Origin of the sequence: Cryobacterium sp. Sr8 (assembly GCF_004403225.1) — a bacterium.
Lineage (GTDB): Bacteria > Actinomycetota > Actinomycetes > Actinomycetales > Microbacteriaceae > Cryobacterium > Cryobacterium psychrotolerans.
In genome coordinates this window covers 1-18,126 of the sequence record NZ_SOHO01000031.1, presented here as the reverse complement: position 1 = coordinate 18,126, position 18,126 = coordinate 1, and the positions used below count along the sequence as shown (strand labels likewise).

The following is an 18,126-nucleotide window of genomic DNA, read 5'->3' as shown; positions in this document are numbered from 1 at the left end:
TGCGCCGATGGTACTGCAGGGGGGACCCTGTGGGAGAGTAGGACACCGCCGGACTTAACTTAGAAACAAACAAAATGGCCACCTCACAGGGTGGCCATTTTGCGTTAAGGAAAGCCATCCTTCGGGGTGGCTTTATTGCGTTAACGGTCACCTCGTCCCGGGTGGCCGTTTTCTGCGTTAACGCGTCTCCACGACCCGGCGGTCGAGGCTGCCGAGGCGCGTCAGCGCTCGGGGAAGTGGTGCGGGCGGGCGGTGAGTACCGGCTTGAGCCGCTCGAGCCGGGCCCGCTGCAGCATCAGGCCCGCATACTCGCGGTCGCGGCGCACGGCGGCGACCCCGGCCAGGAAGACTTCGGCGGGCACGTCCGGCACCGGCGAGACGAACACGGATGCCTCGGCAGCCAACGAGGACGCCAGCCGGCTCCGCGTAGCCGGCGTCATCTTCGACGCCTGAAGCAGGAACTGGGCGACCCGACGGGACAACCGGTCGGGGAGCGGGGCCACATCCACCGTCTCGGCCCACGCCGCCAGCTGCACCGGGAGGCCGAACGCGGCCGGGGGAAGCCGGGGCACGCGTTCGTGCTGGCTGTAGGTGCCGGCCAGGATGTCGCCGAGGCGCTTCGACCGGCCGTTGAGCAGCGCCGTCATGACGGCCAGCCCGCCGATGGTCAGGTAGATCTCGATCACGCCGACGAGGGCGCGGATGAAGGCGTGCCGCAGCCGGATGGCCCCGCCGTCGTCCCGCACGATCCGCGCGCCGACCGCCAGTTTGCCGAGCGACCGGCCGGCCGTCGCCGTCTCCACGACCATCGGCACGATCAGGATCGAGAAGACCAGCCCGGCGATGAGCAGTGCCCGCGCGAGTGCGCTGTCGCTGTCGCCCGTCAGCCAGCCGATCCCGAGGAAGACGACCAGGAAGATCGCCAGGTAGGCGACGCAGTCGATGATCGTGCCGGCCCCGCGGAGGATGACACTGGCGGGGCGCACATCGAGGGCGACGGCCTCCCCCGTCACGACCTCATGATCGCCCCGGGCATCGTCACCGTGGGCTACCGACATCCGCGGCTCCGCCATGAATACTATTGAAGCAGATGGACCTCGATGCCTACTCAGCCGCGCACCGCGAAGAATGGGATCGCCTTGCCGAGTTGGCCCGGCGCCGGGTGCTCAGCGGCAAGCAATCCGACGAACTGATCGAGCGGTACCAGGCCGGCGCGGCCCAGTTGTCGGCGATCAAGACGGCCGCCGGGTCGACGGTGCAGGGGGACCGGTTGTCCGTCGCGCTGTCGCGGGCCCGGCTGAGGTTCACCGGTGCGGGTGCCGGTGTGCTCTCGCAACTGCCGCGGTTCTTCGTGCTCCAGCTGCCGGCCGCGTTGTACCGCCTGCGTTGGATCACCCTCGGCGTGGCCGTCGTGACCTTCGTCGTCGCCGGACTCTACGCGGCCTGGGCCTTCTCCAACCCGCAGGTGCTCGCGAATTTCGGTTCGGATGCGCAGCTCCGGCAGTTGGCGAACGAGGACTTCGTCGATTACTACTCGGAGAACCCCGCGGCATCCTTCACCGGCCTGGTCTGGACGAACAACGCCTGGATCGCCGCGCAGTGCATCGCCTTCGGCATCCTCGGCGTCTACGTTCCGTACATCGTGCTTCAGAATGCCCAGAATCTCGGCGTCAGCGCCGCCGTCATGTTCGCCTACGACAAGGGAGACGTCTTCTTCCTCTATATCGCTCCGCACGGGATGCTCGAACTGACCGCGATCTTCGTGGCGGCAGCCGGCGGTCTGCGGATCTTCTGGGCCTGGATCGCCCCGGGCACGCGCACCCGAGGCCAGGCTCTCGCGCAGGACGGCCGGGCGCTCTTCACGGTGGCCATCGGCCTGGTCTTCGTGCTTTTCATCTCCGGCGTGATCGAAGGATTCGTAACTCCGGCGCCCTGGCCGTGGCCGGTCAAGATCGGCATCGGCGCCCTCGCCCTGGCGGCGTTCCTGGCCTACATGCTCGTCGCCGGCCGCCGAGCAATCCGCTCCGGCGAGACCGGCGACCTCGACGAGTTCGAGGCGGGCAGCTCGCGCATCTACGCCGGCTGAGCCCCCGTCGCGCAGAGCGGAAGCCCCCGCCGCACAGAGCGGATGCCCCCGCCGCGCAGCGCGGATTGCCCGCCGCCTCAAGCATAGGTTAGGCTTACCTAACTGCCCGATGACGTGCGGTCGTTCTGTCCATTGAGCACGCTATCCACTGAGCACGCTGTCCATCGAGCACGGAGAAAACACTCTTATGCACGCACCACTCCTTTCCGCCCGCGCACGCCCGCGCCTCCGCCCCGCCGCATCCCGCCGGAGGCTCGTCTACGGCGCCGGCCTCGTCGTTGCCGCGCTCGCGCTGACCGGCTGCAGCCCAGCCGGCACCGACCCGAAGGCATCCACCGAAGCCATCGAGAGCGACGGCAAGCTCACGCTCTACGCCGGCCGCGACGAGGCGCTCATCGCCCCGCTGATCGAGCAGTTCACCGAGGACACCGGCATCGAGGTCGAGGCCCGCTACGGACCGAGCGCCGAGCTGAACGCGCTCCTGCTCGAGGAGGGCGACAAGACGCCCGCCCAGGTCTTCCTCTCCCAGGATGCCGGCGCGCTCGGCTCGCTCGCCAACAACGACCTCGTCGCGAAGATCCCCGCAGACCTGGCCGACAGCATCCCCGCCGACTACACCTCCACCGACGCCAGCTGGATCGGCGTCACCGGGCGCGCCCGGGTGATCGCCTACGACGGCAAGAAGTTCACCGAGGACGAGGTGCCGGACACCGTCGACGAGCTCACCGACGCCGGCTGGAAGGGCAAGGTCGGCTTCCCGCCCGGCAACGCCAGTTTCCAGTCCTTCGTCACCGCGTACCGCGTGCTCGAGGGCGAGAAGGCCGCCGAATCCTGGGTGAAGGGCATCAGCGAGAACGCCCCCGTGCTTACCGAGAAGAACGGCGCCACGCTCGACCTCGTCGACGCAGGCCAGCTCGAGCTCGCCCTGATCAACCACTACTACTGGTACGAGAAGGCCGCCGAGGTGGGCGCCGACAACATGCGCGCGCAGCTCAAGTTCCTGGCGGGTGACCCGGGCGGCATCGTCAATGTGTCCGGCGCGGCCATCCTCAAGCAAGCCGCCGGCGACCCGGACGCGCTCGCCTTCATCGAGTACCTCGTGTCGGAGAAGGGGCAGCAGTACTTCGTCGACAAGACCTTCGAGTACCCGCTGCTGCCCGGCATCGACGCGCCGAAGGGCCTGCCCACGCTCGAAAGCCTCGCAAACACGGGCTTCGACCTGGCCGACCTCGACTCGCTCGAAAAGACGCAGGAGCTCCTCGCGCAGTACGGTCTCTTGTAGGGGAACGGGCGTACCGCCACCCCACGAAGCGTCGACCAGGAGACGGATGTCCCACCAGCGTCATCGGGGCCCGTGATGTCAGGGCTGAACGAGCCACCGACATCCGTGCCCGAACCGAACAGCACGAGCAGCAGCAGGCGCCCGCCCCGGCCTCTGCTGCTGCTCGCGGTGCTCGCCTGCCTGCTGGCGTCGATCCCGCTGATCTACCTGCTCGTGCGGGTCGGCGGCAGCGGCATCGACGACGTGGTCCGGGTGCTCGGGCGCCCTCGGGTGCCGCGGCTGCTGCTTAACACGGTCACCCTCGCGGCGGCGGTCACCGCCTCGACCGTGCTGCTCGGCGTGCCCACGGCGTTCCTCCTGGCCCGCGCCCGGCTGCGGTGGCGGAGCCTGTGGGTGGTGCTCGCGGCGCTGCCGCTGGCCGTGCCCTCCTACCTTGCGGCGTACGGCTGGCTTGCAGCGGCGCCCACCCTGCAGGGGTTCTGGCCGTCGTGGTTCGTGCTCACCCTGGTGTCGGTGCCGTATGTCTCCCTGCCGGTGACGGCGGCGCTCCGGGCGGGCACCAGCGGACTCGACGACGTCGCCCGCACGCTCGGCCGCGGACCGTGGCGGGCGTTCTGGCTCGGTACCTGGCCGCAGGTGCGTCCGGCCACCCTGGCAGGCGCCCTGCTGGTCTGCCTGTACGTGCTCGCCGACTTCGGCGGCGTCGCGCTGTTCCGTTTCCCGGTGCTGACCACCGCGATCCAGCAGGCCTATGGCGCCAGCTTCAACCGCAACTACGCGGCCATCCTCGCGACGCTGCTCGTGCTGCTGGCCCTGCTCGTCGTGCTGGGGGAGCAGACGGCCCGCGGCCGTGCGCAGCGGCAGTTCGGGGCGGTGTCCGGGGTGGCCACCCGGCGCATCGTGAGCCTCGGCCGCTGGAGCGCCCCGGCCCTGCTGCTGCTGGTCGCCGTGCCCGTGCTCGCCGTCGGGGTGCCCGTCGCCGAGCTGTTCGTGCGGCTGTTCGAGGCCGAGACGCTCCGGGCGCTCGACCTCGCCAACCTTGGCCAGGCCCTCCTCAACACCCTCGCGCTGTCCGCCGGCGGCGCGGTCATCGCGGTGGCGCTCGCGCTGCCGATCGGCGCGCTCGCCGCCCGCTACCGCGGCCGCCTGGTTCGCTCGATCGAATCCGCCGGCTACCTCGCGCTCGGCCTGCCCGGCATCGTCGTGGGCCTCTCGCTCGTGTTCTTCTCGCTCTCCGTGGTGCCCGCGCTCTACCAGACCGCCGCGGTGCTCGCCTTCGCCTACGGGGTGTTGTTCATGCCCAAAGCGATCGGCGCCATCCGCACCTCCATCGGCCAGGTGCCCGCCTCGCTCGAGGACGTCGCCCGCACGCTCGGCTACGGCCGGCTGCAGACCTGGTGGCTCGTCACCGCGCGGCTGGCCCGCCCCGGCATCGGCGCCGCGGCGCTGCTCGTCATGGTCACGGCCATGAAGGAGCTGCCGGCCACCCTGCTGCTGCGCCCCACCGGCACCGACACGCTCGCCGTCGAGCTGTGGGCGAGAACGGATGTCTCCGCCTACGGCGCCGCAGCCCCCTACGCCGCCGCGCTGATCCTCGTCGCCGCGGTGCCCGCCTTCCTGCTCTCCGGGGCAGGCCGGGCCCGAACGGACGGAACACCGGCATGACCATCCTCTCCCTCACGAGTGTCGTCGTCGGCTACGACGCCGAGCCGGTGCTGCGCGGCGTCTCGCTCGACGTGCCCGAGGGGTCCCTGGTCGCGATCGTCGGCCCGAGCGGATGCGGCAAGACCACGCTGCTGCGCACGATCGCGGGCCTCGTGCGCGCCCGCTCCGGCGAGATCCGGCTCGGCCGGAGGATGGTCGCCACCCACGGCATCCACCTCGCCCCGGAAAAGCGGCGCATCGGCTGGGTGCCGCAGGACGCCGCCCTGTTCCCGCACCTCACCGTCGCCGAGAACGTCGCCTTCGGACTCGGAACGGGCAAGAAGGCCGCGATCGGCGGGGTGCGCGGAGCGGCGCGGAAGCAAGCCCGCAGCGAACGGGTGCGGCACCTGCTCGCGCTCGTCGACCTCGGCGCACTGGCCGACCGTCTGCCGGCGCAGCTCTCCGGCGGCCAGGCCCAGCGGGTGGCGCTGGCCCGGGCACTCGCCGGCGTGCCCGACGTCGTGCTGCTGGACGAGCCGTTCGGGGCGCTCGACCCGCTTCTGCGCGGCGACCTTCGCGACGAGGTGCGGGCCCTGCTGCGCGTCGAGGGCATGACCGGCATCCTCGTCACCCACGACCAGGCCGAGGCGCTCTCCGTCGCCGACTACGTGGCGGTCATGCGCCTCGGGGAGATCCTTCAATTCGGCCGGCCCGACGAGGTCTACCGGCGGCCGGCGACCCCGTGGGTGGCCAGCTTCGTGGGCGAGGCCGTGTTCCTGCCCGGCGTCTGGACCCCCGACGCTCCGGAGGGCACCGGCGGCACCGCCCGGCCGCCTCGCACCGGCACCGTGCACTGCGCGCTCGGCCGGCTCCCGGCGGAGTGGGTGCCGGGGCCGCAGCAGTCCGCCCACCAGCCCGGCCACCAGCCCGCCGACCAGCCCGCCGACCAGCCCGCCGACGCGGGCGCGCAGGGCGGCGCCGACGTGACCGTGCTCGTGCGGCCGGAGGAGGTCGAGATCGCCCCGGCGACCGACGAACCCGGCCGCACCGCCACCGTCACGGGCGTGAGCTACACCGGCCACGACGCCATGCTCGACCTGCTTCTGGACGGTGGCCTGCGCATCCGGTCGCGCGTGACCGCGGCCGACCTGCAGCCGGCCGGCGCACGGGTGTCCGTTCGTGTGCGCGGGCGGGTGCTCGCCTACCCGGGGTCGCCCGCGCTTCCCTAGCGGCTGAACCCGGCGGCCCGCACGACACGGGGCCTCGACACGGGGGCGAAAGTGCGTGCGCGCCCGGCGGGGGCGGATGTCTCCAGTAGTGTCTGATCGTGGGAGAGAAACGGGCACCATCGGGCGTGAAGCTCATTGCGTTCGCCGTGTTCGCGTCGCTGGCCGTCGTGCTGGTCGTGCGCTCGATCACGCTGCTCGTCATCGGCCCGGCCGAGTTCTGGGTCATCGGCCTGCTCGGGGTGCTCTGCGCCGCGGCGCTCGAGCTCACCTGGGTCAGGGTGGGCACCGTCCCGCACCGCACGCCGGTGGTCAGCCTGCCGATCCTCGCCCTGCCCGCCCTGGCCCCGGCCATCCCCCCGGCAGGCGGCGGCATGGGACTCGTCGTGCTCGGCGTCGCCCTCGCCCTTCTCGTGGAGTCTCGTCGGGTTTCGGTCGCGTTGTACAGCGCCGGGCTCGTCGGCGCCGGCTGTATTGCCGCCGTCCTGGTCTCCGCCGGGATGCTCTGGGCGGGGCTTCCCGAGCTGCTGGCCGTGGCGATCGGGTCAGGCGCCTACGTCGTGTTCATCGTCATCGTCGAATCCCTGCGCCGGCGCTTCACCAGGCCACAGGTCGACCTCGGCGGCCTGCGGGCGCTGGCTCCCGGGCGTTTCATCGTCGCCGTCGTCGGGTGCGGGGCGCTGGCCTCCGGCCTGGCGTTCTGGAGCGACAATCACGTGCCGATCATCGACTCGGCCACCGAGGCCATCATCGTCGTGCTGCTCGGCCTCGCGGTCACGGCGGTCGGCGTCAAGGCAGCCAACAGCCGCACGGCCATGCGCCGGCTGCTCCGCGGGCTGATCGCGGGCGGCACCAGGCTCATCGAGGGCAACCGCGCTGCTGCGGCCGCCTCGCGGCTTCCCGGTTCCGGCGGGACCTCGGACGCGGATGCCGACGACATCGCCGAGATCCTGTGCCGCGCGGTCGAAGACACGATCGGGGTCGAATCGGTCAGCGTGCGCACGCAACCGCCCCAGCCGGGGGAGCTCGGGGTTCGCGTCTCCCTGGTCGCCGGCCTCAGCCAGTTCGTCGTCGCCGTGCGCGACCCCATGGACGGGGCGTTCAGCGCGGACGACCGGAGCGCCATCGAGACCCTCGCGTACACCGCGGAAGCGGTGGACGAGACGCGCCACAATATCGGCGGCCTGACCGTGCGAGCGAACACCGACCCGCTCACCGGGCTGCCCAACTACGGCTCGTTCCAGGTCGCGCTGGCCAACATCAACGACAACCGCGACTACTCCGAGGCGATCGCGGTGCTCTTCATCGACCTGGACGACTTCAAACGGATGAACGACCGGTACGGACACGCGGTGGGCGACAGCATCCTGCGGGAAATCGGTCACCGGCTGAGCGAGGTGGTGCGCCCGCACGACGTCGTCGCCCGCGTCGGCGGCGACGAGTTCGTGGTCATCCTCACGCACCTCAAGTCGCTGGGCGAGGCGAACATCATCGCCGAACGGATCATGTCGGCCACCGGCGAACCGATGACCGTGGACACAGTGACGGTTCTCCCCGTGGTCAGCATCGGCCTGGCCTACTCCGCGCACCGCGAGACAGACATCACTGAGCTGCTCAAAGACGCCGACCGCAGCATGCTCGCGATCAAGAAGTCCCGGCGACGCGGCGGGCCGTCAAAGGAGAGCAGCATCAACATCTCCGGCCATCGTTCCTCGGAGATGAATGACATCGTCGCCCGCGCCATCGACGAGGACCTGCTCCAGATCGCGTACCAGCCGATCGTCAGCCTCGTCACCGGGCAGATCTGGGCGTTCGAAGCGCTCGTGCGCTACACGCACCCCGAGCTCGGCCCGCTCTCGCCGTCGTCGCTGGTCGAGAAGGCCAAGGGCCTCGGCCGTCTCGACAAGCTGACCCAGCAGGTCGCGGTCAAGGCCATGGCCGCCGCCAACGATTTCCGCCTGATCGAACCCCGGATCGTCTGCATGACCATCAACGTCGAGGCCGGCCAGATCGTGCCCAAACGGGTCGGCGATTTCGTCGAGGAACTGGCCGAGCGCTACCCCCGCATCTCGCTCTGCCTCGAGCTCAACGAGCGGTCGATGGCCCGCGTCACCCCGGCCATCCGTGCCCAGGCCGACCGTCTGCGCGACCTCGGCCTGATGATCGCGCTCGACGACTACGGCTCCCAGGACTCCTCGGTCGACGCCCTCGTGCGGATGCCGATGGACATCCTCAAAATCGACCGCAGCCTCGTCGACGACCTCGACGACGTGCGCCAGCGCGAGGTGCTCACCGCGCTGCAGGGTTTCGGCGACAATCTCGAGTACTCGATGATTGTCGAGGGCGTGGAGAACCAGGCGATGGCCGACCACCTCGGCGCCCTCGGCATCCGCAGCGCCCAGGGATTCCACTACGGCACCCCGCAGAGCTTCGAGAACACGGTGGCCCGGCTCGAGGAGTTCGGCGCCAGGGCGGTCCTGCCCCGCCGCCTGCCGCCGCTGGTCGACGCCGCCCCGGATGCCGCCGCCGCGCATGCCGCCGCCCAGGCTGGCGACAGCGACGTTCTGGCGGTTCCCGCGCCGGTCTAACCCGGCCCAGACCCCGCGGTCCGTCGTCACCGTGCACAGGGCATCCTGTCACCGCCGATAGAGTGGACGGGTGAATGCACAGGCCCCCATCGACGTCGTCCTCATTGGTGGCGGCATCATGAGTGCCACCCTCGGAACCCTCATCAAGCAGCTGCAGCCCGACTGGAACATCCAGGTTTACGAGCGCCTCGGCGAAGTGGCCGAGGAAAGTTCCAACCCGTGGAACAACGCGGGCACCGGCCACGCGGCCCTCTGCGAGCTGAATTACATGCCCGAGGCGCCCGACGGAACGGTCACCGCCGACAAGGCCGTGGCCATCAACGAGCAGTTCCAGATCAGCCGGCAACTGTGGGCGCACCTCGTGAAAACGGGCGCGCTGCCCTCGCCGGAGAAGTTCATCAACTCCACCCCGCACATGACGTTCGTGCACGGCAAGGCCAGCGTCGCCTACCTGCGCAAGCGCTTCGCCGTGCTGCAGGGCGAGCCCCTGTTCGCCGGCATGGAGTACAGCGAAGACCGCGAGACCATCGGCACCTGGACCCCGCTGCTCACGAAGAAGCGCCCGGCCGGCCAGAAGATCGCCGCCACCCGCATCGAGTCGGGCACCGACGTCGACTTCGGCGCCGTGACCCGCTTCATGTTCGACGACCTGGCCAGGCAGGGCGTCGGCATCCACGTGAACCGCCAGGTCACCGGGCTGAAGAAGCTCCCGGATGGCACGTGGCGGCTCAACCTGCTGCGCCTGGTCGGCCGCAACAAGAGCAGCGTCAACGCCCGTTTCGTCTTCGTCGGCGCCGGCGGCGGGGCCCTGGCCCTGCTGCAGAACAGCGGCATCCCCGAGGCCAGGGGCTTCGGCGGCTTCCCGATCAGCGGGCAGTTCCTGCGCACCACCAACCCGAAGGTCGTCGCCCAGCACAAGGCGAAGGTCTACGGCAAGGCCGCCGTCGGCGCCCCGCCCATGTCGGTGCCGCACCTCGACACCCGCGTCGTCGACGGGGAGTCCTCGCTGATGTTCGGCCCGTACGCCGGCTTCACGCCCAAGTTCCTCAAGACGAGCAGCTGGCTCGACCTCCCCTTCTCCATCCGCCTGCACAACCTCGTGCCGATGCTCGCCGTCGGCTGGCACAACTTCAGCCTCGTCAGCTACCTCGTCGGCGAGGTGCTCGCCTCGCGCAAGAAGAAGCTCGCCGCGCTGCGGGAGTTCATGCCCACCGCCAAGATGGAGGACTGGGAGCTCATCACCGCCGGCCAGCGCGTGCAGGTGATGAAGAAGGATGCCGCCAAGGGTGGCGTGCTCCAGTTCGGCACCGAGGTCATCACCTCCGCCGACGGCAGCATCGCCGGTCTGCTCGGAGCCTCGCCCGGGGCATCCACGGCCGCGCCGATCATGGTCGACCTGCTGAAGCGCTGCTTCCCCGACCAGATCGACGGCTGGGAACCGCGGCTGCGCCAGATGATCCCCAGCTACGGCACGAAGCTCTCGGATGACCCGGCGGCAGCAGCGGCCTCCCTCGCCGAGACCGCCGCCGCCCTGCACCTCACGGCGTAGTCCTCCGGGCGAGCGACTGCGCATAACTCCGCCAGAAACTCGGAAGCGCGTCCTGAGCCCGCGGAATCACGCGGTCGTTGCGGCGACCGCCGCCGATCTGGCGGAGTTATGAACCGCGGCCGGCGCCGAACCCGAGCCAAACCCGAGCCGAAGCGGCCCCTGAATCTGGGATACTTCAGCTGAGGGAGAATCAATGTCGCTAGGCTTACCCGGCCACCTGGTGCAGTCGACGCTCAGTCGTGCCCTCGCGCGGGCCTCGCACTGGTTCGGCCTCGTCTGTCTCGCCGGCGCTCTCGTGTCGGTCGTCATGCTCAGCTTCGCGAACGAGACCCCCCGGCTCTGGCTCACGGTGCTCGCCGTGCTCGCAATGGGCGGCGTGCTGGTGCTGCTCGCCCGGCGCCGCACCGTGCCGATCACCATCGCCTACCTGCTGCTCGGCACCGGCGGCGTCTACCTCTACTCGGTCACCCTGCTCGACATGCCCGGCGTCTTCCCGTCCTCGAACATGTTCCTGGTCTCGCTGCCGAAGATGGCGATGATCATGGTCGGCGGCGCCGGCTCGAGCGCGTTCGTCGGGGTGATCTGGAGCACACTGGGTTTTCTGCTCGCCGAAGCCGCGGTGCTGCTGGCCGTGGTGCACACCCAGGTGCCGTACCGGCCCGACGTATTCACCGTGTCCACCTACCTCGTGCTCGTCGGCGTCATGCTGCTCGACGGCTTCGCCTTCCGCGCCGGCCGCACCGCCCAGCCGGCGATCCACCGGGCCGTGCGCGACGACCAGGCCCGCCTGCTCCGCAACGACTTCTCCCACCGGGCGATCGCCCGCATGCACGACACCACCGTGGAGCAGCTCGACGCGCTGTCCCGGGCGCAGCCCGGCACGCTCCGCTCGGGCATGCGCGCCGGCATCCGTGACACCCTGCGCACCCTGAACGATTCCACCTGGCTGGAGGATGTCGACGCGCAGTCCACCGATCGGCCGACCGGCGACGACGCCTGGCTGGCAAGTGAGGTCTACCGGGCGATCGACCGGTGCCGCGACCGCGGGCTCGTGATCGCGGTCACGGGGGACCGCGTCGCGCTCGCCCGCCTCGACCCCGCCGCCGACCGGGAGCTCGGCCTGGCCGTGCGGCAGTGCCTCGTCAACGTGATCCAGCACGCCGGCATCGTGGCAGCCGAGGTGATCATCGACGCCGACGACGACAGCGTCTCGGTGATGGTGCAGGATGCCGGCCGCGGCTTCACGGAGTCGGAGAGCGGCCCCGACCGGCTCGGCCTGCGGCAGGCCGTTCGTCACCGGATCGAACAGCTCGGCGGATCCGTCGCGGTGTTCTCCCGGCCCGGCGCCGGCACGTCGGTGCTGCTCACCGTGCCCGCGCCTGCCCCCGCCGCCGCGCCCGACGAGCAGGTCGCCCCGTGAACCTGATTCCGAGCCCGGCGGAGCGCGCGAACCGCGACCCGTCCAAGGACACCCAGCAGCGGCTCGACCCGCTCGGTGCCCTCGCCGCGTGGCCGCTCGCCCCGATCATGGCCGCGATCTCGGTCGGCAACGCCATCATCGCCACGATCCTGCAGGCCGACCAGATCCAGAGCCAGCCCCTGGCCGCGCTCGCCCTGCTCGCGATGGTCGGGGCCGGAGCCGCGCTCGTGGTCGGCGCCATGCCGGCGCGGGCGCCGTTCGAACCCGGCATGCACCTGCTCGTCCTCGGCCTGGCCCTCTCCGCATCCGTTTTCGAGCAGGCCAGCAAATGGGGGCACAATTCCCGGCTCCAGGACGACTTCGGCCAGCTCGGGATCGGGCTGCTCCTGCTCGCCCTCGCCCCGTACCGGCCGTGGCGCCAGATCGCCCTGTCCGGCGCCGCCGCGAGCGTCGTCGTCGGCGCGCTCGCGCTGGCGCAGGCCCAGTATCTGAGCATCATCGTGCCGCCCGGCGTGTACGCGGTCGTGGCGATGACCATGGTGCTCGCCCCGGCCGCCGCCGGCGCCGCCTATTCGCGCCGCATCGTGCGCTCGATCCTGGCCTGGCAGACGGATGCCCGCCGCGCGGACGTCGTGCGCGCGGCGGAGACCCGCGGCCAGGTGGCCCAGTCCGTCGTCGACGAGCAGATCGCGGCCCTCCGCGCCGGCGTCATCCCCCTCCTCACCGCCGTCCTGGAGCGCGGGGCGATCAGCCCGCGGGACATCGAGCGGGCCGGGGTGTTCGCCGCCGACGTGCGCCGCGCCCTCGTCGAACAGGTCGACAGCACGTGGCTCGACGGCGTCGTCGAGCGCGAGCGCGCCACCCTCACCGAGCGCGGCCTGGCCCCCCTGCTCGTGGTCTCCGACGCCGACCGCCGCGCGACCGCGTTCGGGCCCGACCAGCGCGCCGCGACCGCCGCCCTGATCGGCGCCCTCTGCGAGCTGCGCGGCTTCGACCCCGGCAGCCTGGTCGTGCAGGTCACCGGATCCGAGCGGCGGGGCCTCGGCCGCCTGCCCTACCGGGCGATCCCGGCCCGCTACAAGGAGCTCCACAACCCGCGTCCCCGGGCCCCGCACGTGGACACCGTGACAGTGCAGGCCGGCGTCGACCTGCCGACCCGCCGGCTGCGCAAAGCGCTTCGGCCCTACCTCGGTGTGCTGCGGGCGGTGTTCGTGCGGGTGCGGGTCAAGGTGCGCCATCCGCTCGTGACCATTACCTTCGATGATGAGCGGGTCAACACCGACCCGGACGTCGCCGAGATCGGACAACCGCAGTAATGGCCAAACTTTACTTCCGCTACGGCGCCATGAACAGCGGCAAGAGCACCTCGATGCTGCAGGCCGCTTACAACTACGAGGAGCGCGGCCACCGCGTGCTGCTGGCCAAGCCGTCGATCGACACGAAGGGCGACATGGGCATCCTGTCGCGCCTCGGCGTCGCCCGGCGGGTGGACTTTCTGCTCACCCCCGACGCGGATGCCTTCGCCCTGTTTCAGCAACACCGCGCGCAGACCCTGGCCGAGTCGGGCCTCGACGTGAGCTCGCTGCTCGTGGACGAGGCGCAGTTCCTCACCGAAACGCAGGTCGACGACCTGCTCCGGATCGCAATCCTCGAGAACGTGCCCGTGCTGGCCTACGGCATCCGCACCGACTTCCAGACCGTCGCGTTCCCCGGCAGCCGGCGCCTGCTCGAGGTCGCGCACAGCCTGGAAGAGCTGAAGACCATCTGCCGGTGCGGGCGCAAGGCCGTCTTCAACGGCCGCCGGATCGACGGGGAGTTCGTGTTCAGCGGCGACCAGGTTGCCATCGACGGGGCCGAGGTGACGTACGAGTCGCTCTGCGGCTCCTGCTACCTCGAAGAGAGCGGCGGCGTGCTGAACAACCGCCGCCGCGAAACCCTGCGCTAAACCCTGCCCGGAACCCGGAACCCGGCGCCGGCCATCCGGTCAAAAAGAGGGCGAACCGGTTAAATGGGAAGAGGCGCTCACCGCCGAGCCTCCGCCTAAGAGCGGTGGAGTGATGCGAGCGCCCCGGCCCCCCCAGGGTTTCCCCGCCTTCAGCCTAGAGAGCCCAATAAAAGAGCAAAAGCCGTCACTTGTGGGGGCACGACCTGGTAGTAGTCTGCAGACAAGGGGGAACATCGGATGTCGCAATACCGCGTTGCCCTCATCGACGATCACGAAATCGTCGCCCACGGATTCGCCAACTTGTTCGCGACCCTCCCCGAGATCCTGGTCGTGGCGACCGTCACGACCGTGGCCGATCTCCTGGCATCGGAGGCCGCCGCCGAGCCCATCGACCTGGTCATCCTCGACCTGCGCCTGTCCGACGGCTCCACCGTGACCGGCAATGTCGACCGGTTGCGTGCGGCGGGCGCGCAGGTGCTCGCGTTCACCGGCGGCGACGACGCCCAGCTGATGCGCTTCGCCGCCCGCAGCGGCGTGCTCGGCGTGGTGCTCAAGTCGGAGTCGGTCGGCGTGTTGCTCGACGCGGTCACCCGCGCCGCGGCGGGGGAGCCGATTGCGTCGACGGAGTGGGCCGCGGCCCTCGACGGTGACCCCGACCTGTCCGATGCGGGGCTGAGCCCGCGCGAACGCGAGGTGCTCTCGCTCTACGCCGCCGGGGCGAAGGCGCCGCTCGTGGCCTCGCACACGGGCCTGTCCGAGCTGACCGTCATCGACTACATCCGTCGGGTGCGTTCGAAGTACGAGCGGGTCGGTCGGCCCGCCAACACGAAGATCGACCTCTACATTCGTGCCCTGGAAGACGGCATCCTGCCGCTCCCCGGGCAGTCGTGACCGCAGCATCGTGACAGTACAGACGGAAGCCACGCGACCCGCGTCGCCGGACAGCCCGGATGCCGCGCCCGCCGTGGCCGCGCGCCTCGCGCGTACCCCGCGTCCCGCGCCGCCGGTAACCCGGGCCCGCATCCGGCCCGCGTCGGAACGCTTGGCCCGCACGCTCTTCGCCGGCCTGGGCGTCACCGCGCTCGCCTTCGGGGCTCTGTCGGTGGACTCGTTCCTCACCCAGCGGTGGAGCCCGGCGCCGGCGCTGGCGATCGCGGCCTGGCTGGTCTTCTTCGGGGTTCCGATCCTGGTCGGTATTTCCTCGTTCTGGGCGCCCCTGCGGTTGCTGCGCGGCATCGCGATCGGCCAGAGCGTCGTCTTCTTCGCCATCATCGGGTTCTGGTTGCTGTTCCGGGCCGAGTCCCTCCCGGCGGGTGCCGACATCCCCTGGGTGATCTCATACACGGCGGGTCCGACGATGGCGGTGGCGGTCATCGCGGCCGACCGGGTGGCGTGGATCCACATGGTGGGCGTCTGCCTGGCCAGTGGGTTGCTGCGGGCGGTCACGTCGGCCGATCCGAATCCCGTTCTCGTCGGAGTGCAGGACGGCCTGTATGCGGTCCTGGCGCTGACGGTGTTCGTCGGCCTGTTCACCGTGTCGCGGCGGAGGGCAGCCAGCGTCGATGCGGCCGAGGCCATCGCCAACGCGGATGTCGCGGAGGCGGCCGCCCGCGTCGCCCGCACGCGGGAGCGGCTCACCATCGACGCGCTCGTGCACGACGGCGTCATCTCGACGCTGCTGATGGCCGGGCACGGCCGGGTGCCGCCCCGGGTGCTCTCGAGACACGCCGCCGACACCCTGATCCGACTCGACGCGCTGCGGGCCCCGATTCCCGACCGGCCGGTATCGGGCGTCGAACTCGAGCGCCGCCTCGAACGGCTGGTTACCGAGCTGGCCCCGGATGCCACCATCCGGTCGAATCTCGACGCCGACCTCCGGGTGCCCGCCGTCGTCGCCTCCGCGGTGCTCGGTGCCGTCGGCGAGGCCCTGCGCAATTCGGAGGCCGCGGCCGGGTCCGGGCACGACGGTTCCGTCGTGCGCACGGTGATCGTGCAGGCCCGGTCCGGCGGCCTCCGGGTCGAGGTGCTCGACGACGGGGTGGGCTTCGACCTCAGCGCCGTGCCGCCGGAGCGGCTGGGCATCACCGAGAGCATCCTCGGACGGATGGCACGCGTCGCCGGAGGGTCCGCTGCCGTGCGGTCCTGGCCGGGTGCCGGAACCGAGGTGGTGGTGTCGTGGACCCCGTGACCCCCGTGACCCCCGTAACCCCCGTGACCCCCGTATCCCCCGTAACCCCGGTGGATCCCGCGGCCCACATGGCGGTGATTGGCGCCCTGCTCGAGCCGATGGCACGGCTGCCTCGGCGGCTGGCCCTCTTCATCACCGGGCTCTTCGTCGCGGTGCACGCCCTCCTCGCCTTTGCCGCACGCGATCCCGGGTCCAACCTCCTGCTCACCGCAATCAGCTTCGTGTCGGTCTCCGTGGCTGCCGTGTGGCTCGGTTTGTCTCGGCCCAACCGCGTGCCGTTGCCTCGCACATTCAGCATCTTCGCGCTGTCCGCGGTAGCGGTCATCGTGACCTCGATGCACGTTTCGCCGTTGGCGCCGGGGCCCTTCGCGCACTGGCACCTGGGCGCCGTCACGTTCGTGCTCGTGGTGTTCTCCGTGCGCGGCCGTCTGGGGGCGTCGTGGCTCGGATACCTGGTGCTCGTGGGGATTGTGATCGTGTGGGCGATGTCGTACGGGCTCACGGCCGCCGACGGCGTGGGGCTCGTGCTTCGACACGCGGCCACGCTGCTGGCCGCAACGCTTTTCGCCCTGGGGCTCAGGCGGTCCACCGAAGCGCTGACGGTGCTGCATCGTGAGCGCACCGAGCGCGCGGTGGTCGACGCGACCGCCGTGGCGGCGATCGAGGAACGCGAGGCGCACCTCGCCCGGGTGAACGGGCTCGCGCGCCCCACCCTGGACCTTCTTGCCCGCTCGCACGAACTCGACGACGAGATGCGGGCCGAATGCCTGCTCGTCGAAGCGACCCTGCGCGACGCCATGCGCGGACGCGCCTTGTTCCTCGGCCCCGTGACCCGGGCGGCCCGGGCGGCACGGATCCGCGGCGTCAAGGTGACCCTGCTCGACGACAGCGGCGACGCGCCGCCCGCCGAGCTGGCCGCCGTGGCTGCTGCCGTCGCGGGGGAGCTGAGCGTGCTTTCCTCGGGTCGCCTCACCGCCCGGGTGCTGCCCGCCGACCGGCCGGTCATCGCGACGATCGTCGTCGAGGCGACGGAACACCGGATCCTGATGGTCACGCCCGGCGGCGACATCCGCGAGGGATAACGCATCGGCGTCGACGGTTCGGTCGGCCGCCGAGTCGTGCAGCCTAGGTCCGTTCGGGCTTCGTCGTGTCGTGCCCTGCTGCCGGGTAGGTCTCGGTGGAGGGCAGGGCCTCGATGGCGGGGATGGTGACGGGGGAGCCGAGGTGCAGGGCGGCTTTGCTGGCGAGGCGGATCGGGGTTTGGTCGGGATCTTTCCCGGGTGGGGGGACGAGCCAGTAGGTTCCGGTTGCCTCTCGTGTGACCGTCCAGCCTTCGTTATGGAGGCGGAGATGGTCTGGTCTGCAGAGCAGGATGCCGTCGGCGATGTTGGTGAGGCCGACCTTGGCGAGCCATTCGTTGATGTGATGCGCTTCTGTCCAGGAGGGGGGTTTGTCGCAGCCGGGCCAGAGGCAGCCGCCGTCGCGGACGGCGAGGGCGAGTTTTTGGCGTTCGGTGAAGAGGCGTTTTTCCCGGCCGATGTCGACGACCTGGTCGTCGTCGAAGGCGATGGCGGTGAATCCGTCGCAGAGGTGCCGGTCGATGTCGGTTTGGGGGATCGGGTCGGGGTGGCCCTCGATCGCGCCGTGGTCGTGGAGTGCGCCGTGGTCGGTCGTGCTGCCGTTCCCGGTCTGGCTCGTCCCGTTCCTGTTCCCGGTGGACGTGCCCCCGTCCTCGGCCTGGGCCGGTCCGGTCCCTGTTTGGGTGCCGAGGGTGANGCCGGGAGCCGGAGAACACGGTGCCGGGGTCGGCGTTGACGGCGATGTGGATGAGTTCGATGAGGGTTTCGGCGTGGATTTGGTTGGTGCTGCGGGGGTCGTCGATGATTTTCTGGGCTCGGGCCTTCCGTTCTTTGTCGACGAAGCGGGGGCCGCCGCGGCGGGGTCCGGTGATCTGGGCGAGGACTTCGAGAAGGAAGGTGCCGTTTTCGGGGTTGAGGTCGAAGTCGCCGTGGACCATGCCGTTGGGCTTGCGCCAGGCGCGGAGGTATTGGGCGGCGCGCAGGGCGTCGGCGCGGGCGGCGATCCCGGCGGTGTCGATCTGGTCGCGGGCGTGGCGGGCGGCGGTGAAGGCCTGTTCCGCGTTCAGGCCCTGGCGGGCGGCAATTCCGCGATCGGCGGTGCGGAGGTCCGTGCAGCGT

The 18,126-nt window shown here is 70.7% G+C and carries 14 protein-coding genes; 13 read left to right on the top strand and 1 reads right to left on the bottom strand.

Annotation, left to right across the window (positions count from 1 at the left end; all coding sequences use genetic code 11):
* Positions 1–221 precede the first annotated feature (221 nt).
* A complete protein-coding gene (locus E3T54_RS05230; RefSeq protein ID WP_198414434.1) occupies positions 222–1,058 on the bottom strand; it encodes an RDD family protein in 837 nt (278 codons plus the stop codon).
* Between the two features lie 32 nt (positions 1,059–1,090).
* Here E3T54_RS05230 and E3T54_RS05225 point away from each other — a divergent pair, with 32 nt between their 5' ends.
* The 13 genes from E3T54_RS05225 to E3T54_RS05160 form a co-directional block, all read left to right on the top strand.
* Entirely contained in the window at positions 1,091–2,086 is a 996-nt protein-coding gene (locus E3T54_RS05225; RefSeq protein WP_134474854.1) for a stage II sporulation protein M, read from the top strand.
* A 187-nt stretch (positions 2,087–2,273) separates the two neighbouring features.
* Positions 2,274–3,368: an extracellular solute-binding protein gene (locus E3T54_RS05220; RefSeq protein ID WP_134474853.1), complete on the top strand. Its 1,095-nt coding sequence runs from the start codon at positions 2,274–2,276 to the stop codon at positions 3,366–3,368.
* A gap of 75 nt (positions 3,369–3,443) precedes the next feature.
* On the top strand, positions 3,444–5,033 hold the full coding sequence (locus tag E3T54_RS05215) for an iron ABC transporter permease (RefSeq protein ID WP_134474852.1): 1,590 nt from the start codon (positions 3,444–3,446) through the stop codon (positions 5,031–5,033).
* On the top strand, positions 5,030–6,241 hold the full coding sequence (locus E3T54_RS05210; RefSeq protein ID WP_134474851.1) for an ABC transporter ATP-binding protein: 1,212 nt from the start codon (positions 5,030–5,032) through the stop codon (positions 6,239–6,241). The genes E3T54_RS05215 and E3T54_RS05210 overlap by 4 nt, the downstream gene beginning before the upstream one ends.
* Positions 6,242–6,339: 98 nt before the next feature.
* Complete coding sequence (locus tag E3T54_RS05205) at positions 6,340–8,826, top strand: bifunctional diguanylate cyclase/phosphodiesterase (protein WP_134474850.1); 2,487 nt, start codon at positions 6,340–6,342, stop codon at positions 8,824–8,826.
* Between the two features lie 70 nt (positions 8,827–8,896).
* A complete protein-coding gene (locus E3T54_RS05200) occupies positions 8,897–10,375 on the top strand; it encodes a malate:quinone oxidoreductase (protein WP_255452825.1) in 1,479 nt (492 codons plus the stop codon).
* 193 nt (positions 10,376–10,568) lie between these two features.
* The gene (locus E3T54_RS16675) at positions 10,569–11,795 is read left to right on the top strand and encodes a sensor histidine kinase (RefSeq protein WP_166804831.1); all 1,227 of its coding nucleotides are present in this window, start codon (positions 10,569–10,571) and stop codon (positions 11,793–11,795) included.
* The gene (locus E3T54_RS16670; RefSeq protein WP_166804830.1) at positions 11,792–13,111 is read left to right on the top strand and encodes a hypothetical protein; all 1,320 of its coding nucleotides are present in this window, start codon (positions 11,792–11,794) and stop codon (positions 13,109–13,111) included. Before E3T54_RS16675 ends, E3T54_RS16670 begins: the two co-directional genes overlap by 4 nt.
* Positions 13,111–13,740: a thymidine kinase gene (locus E3T54_RS05190; protein ID WP_134474849.1), complete on the top strand. Its 630-nt coding sequence runs from the start codon at positions 13,111–13,113 to the stop codon at positions 13,738–13,740. Before E3T54_RS16670 ends, E3T54_RS05190 begins: the two co-directional genes overlap by 1 nt.
* Positions 13,741–13,977: 237 nt before the next feature.
* Positions 13,978–14,631 carry a response regulator transcription factor gene (locus tag E3T54_RS05185; RefSeq protein ID WP_134474848.1) on the top strand — a complete coding sequence of 218 codons (654 nt, stop codon included), beginning with the start codon at positions 13,978–13,980 and terminating at the stop codon, positions 14,629–14,631.
* Between the two features lie 10 nt (positions 14,632–14,641).
* A complete protein-coding gene (locus E3T54_RS05180) occupies positions 14,642–15,928 on the top strand; it encodes a hypothetical protein (RefSeq protein WP_134474847.1) in 1,287 nt (428 codons plus the stop codon).
* A gap of 23 nt (positions 15,929–15,951) precedes the next feature.
* On the top strand, positions 15,952–17,010 hold the full coding sequence (locus E3T54_RS05170) for a hypothetical protein (protein WP_166804829.1): 1,059 nt from the start codon (positions 15,952–15,954) through the stop codon (positions 17,008–17,010).
* Positions 17,011–17,750: 740 nt separating this feature from the next.
* Positions 17,751–18,126: hypothetical protein (locus E3T54_RS05160; RefSeq protein ID WP_198414433.1), on the top strand; the 376-nt coding region annotated here is incomplete at its 3' end.

Bases quoted from the DNA above. Each gene is read 5' to 3' on its own strand.
- E3T54_RS05230 (WP_198414434.1), bottom strand. From the start codon at position 1,058: ATGTCGGTAGCCCACGGTGACGATGCCCGGGGCGATCATGAGGTCGTG.
- E3T54_RS05225 (WP_134474854.1), top strand. From the start codon at position 1,091: ATGGACCTCGATGCCTACTCAGCCGCGCACCGCGAAGAATGGGATCGC.
- E3T54_RS05220 (WP_134474853.1), top strand. From the start codon at position 2,274: ATGCACGCACCACTCCTTTCCGCCCGCGCACGCCCGCGCCTCCGCCCC.
- E3T54_RS05215 (WP_134474852.1), top strand. From the start codon at position 3,444: ATGTCAGGGCTGAACGAGCCACCGACATCCGTGCCCGAACCGAACAGC.
- E3T54_RS05210 (WP_134474851.1), top strand. From the start codon at position 5,030: ATGACCATCCTCTCCCTCACGAGTGTCGTCGTCGGCTACGACGCCGAG.
- E3T54_RS16675 (WP_166804831.1), top strand. From the start codon at position 10,569: ATGTCGCTAGGCTTACCCGGCCACCTGGTGCAGTCGACGCTCAGTCGT.
- E3T54_RS05190 (WP_134474849.1), top strand. From the start codon at position 13,111: ATGGCCAAACTTTACTTCCGCTACGGCGCCATGAACAGCGGCAAGAGC.
- E3T54_RS05185 (WP_134474848.1), top strand. From the start codon at position 13,978: ATGTCGCAATACCGCGTTGCCCTCATCGACGATCACGAAATCGTCGCC.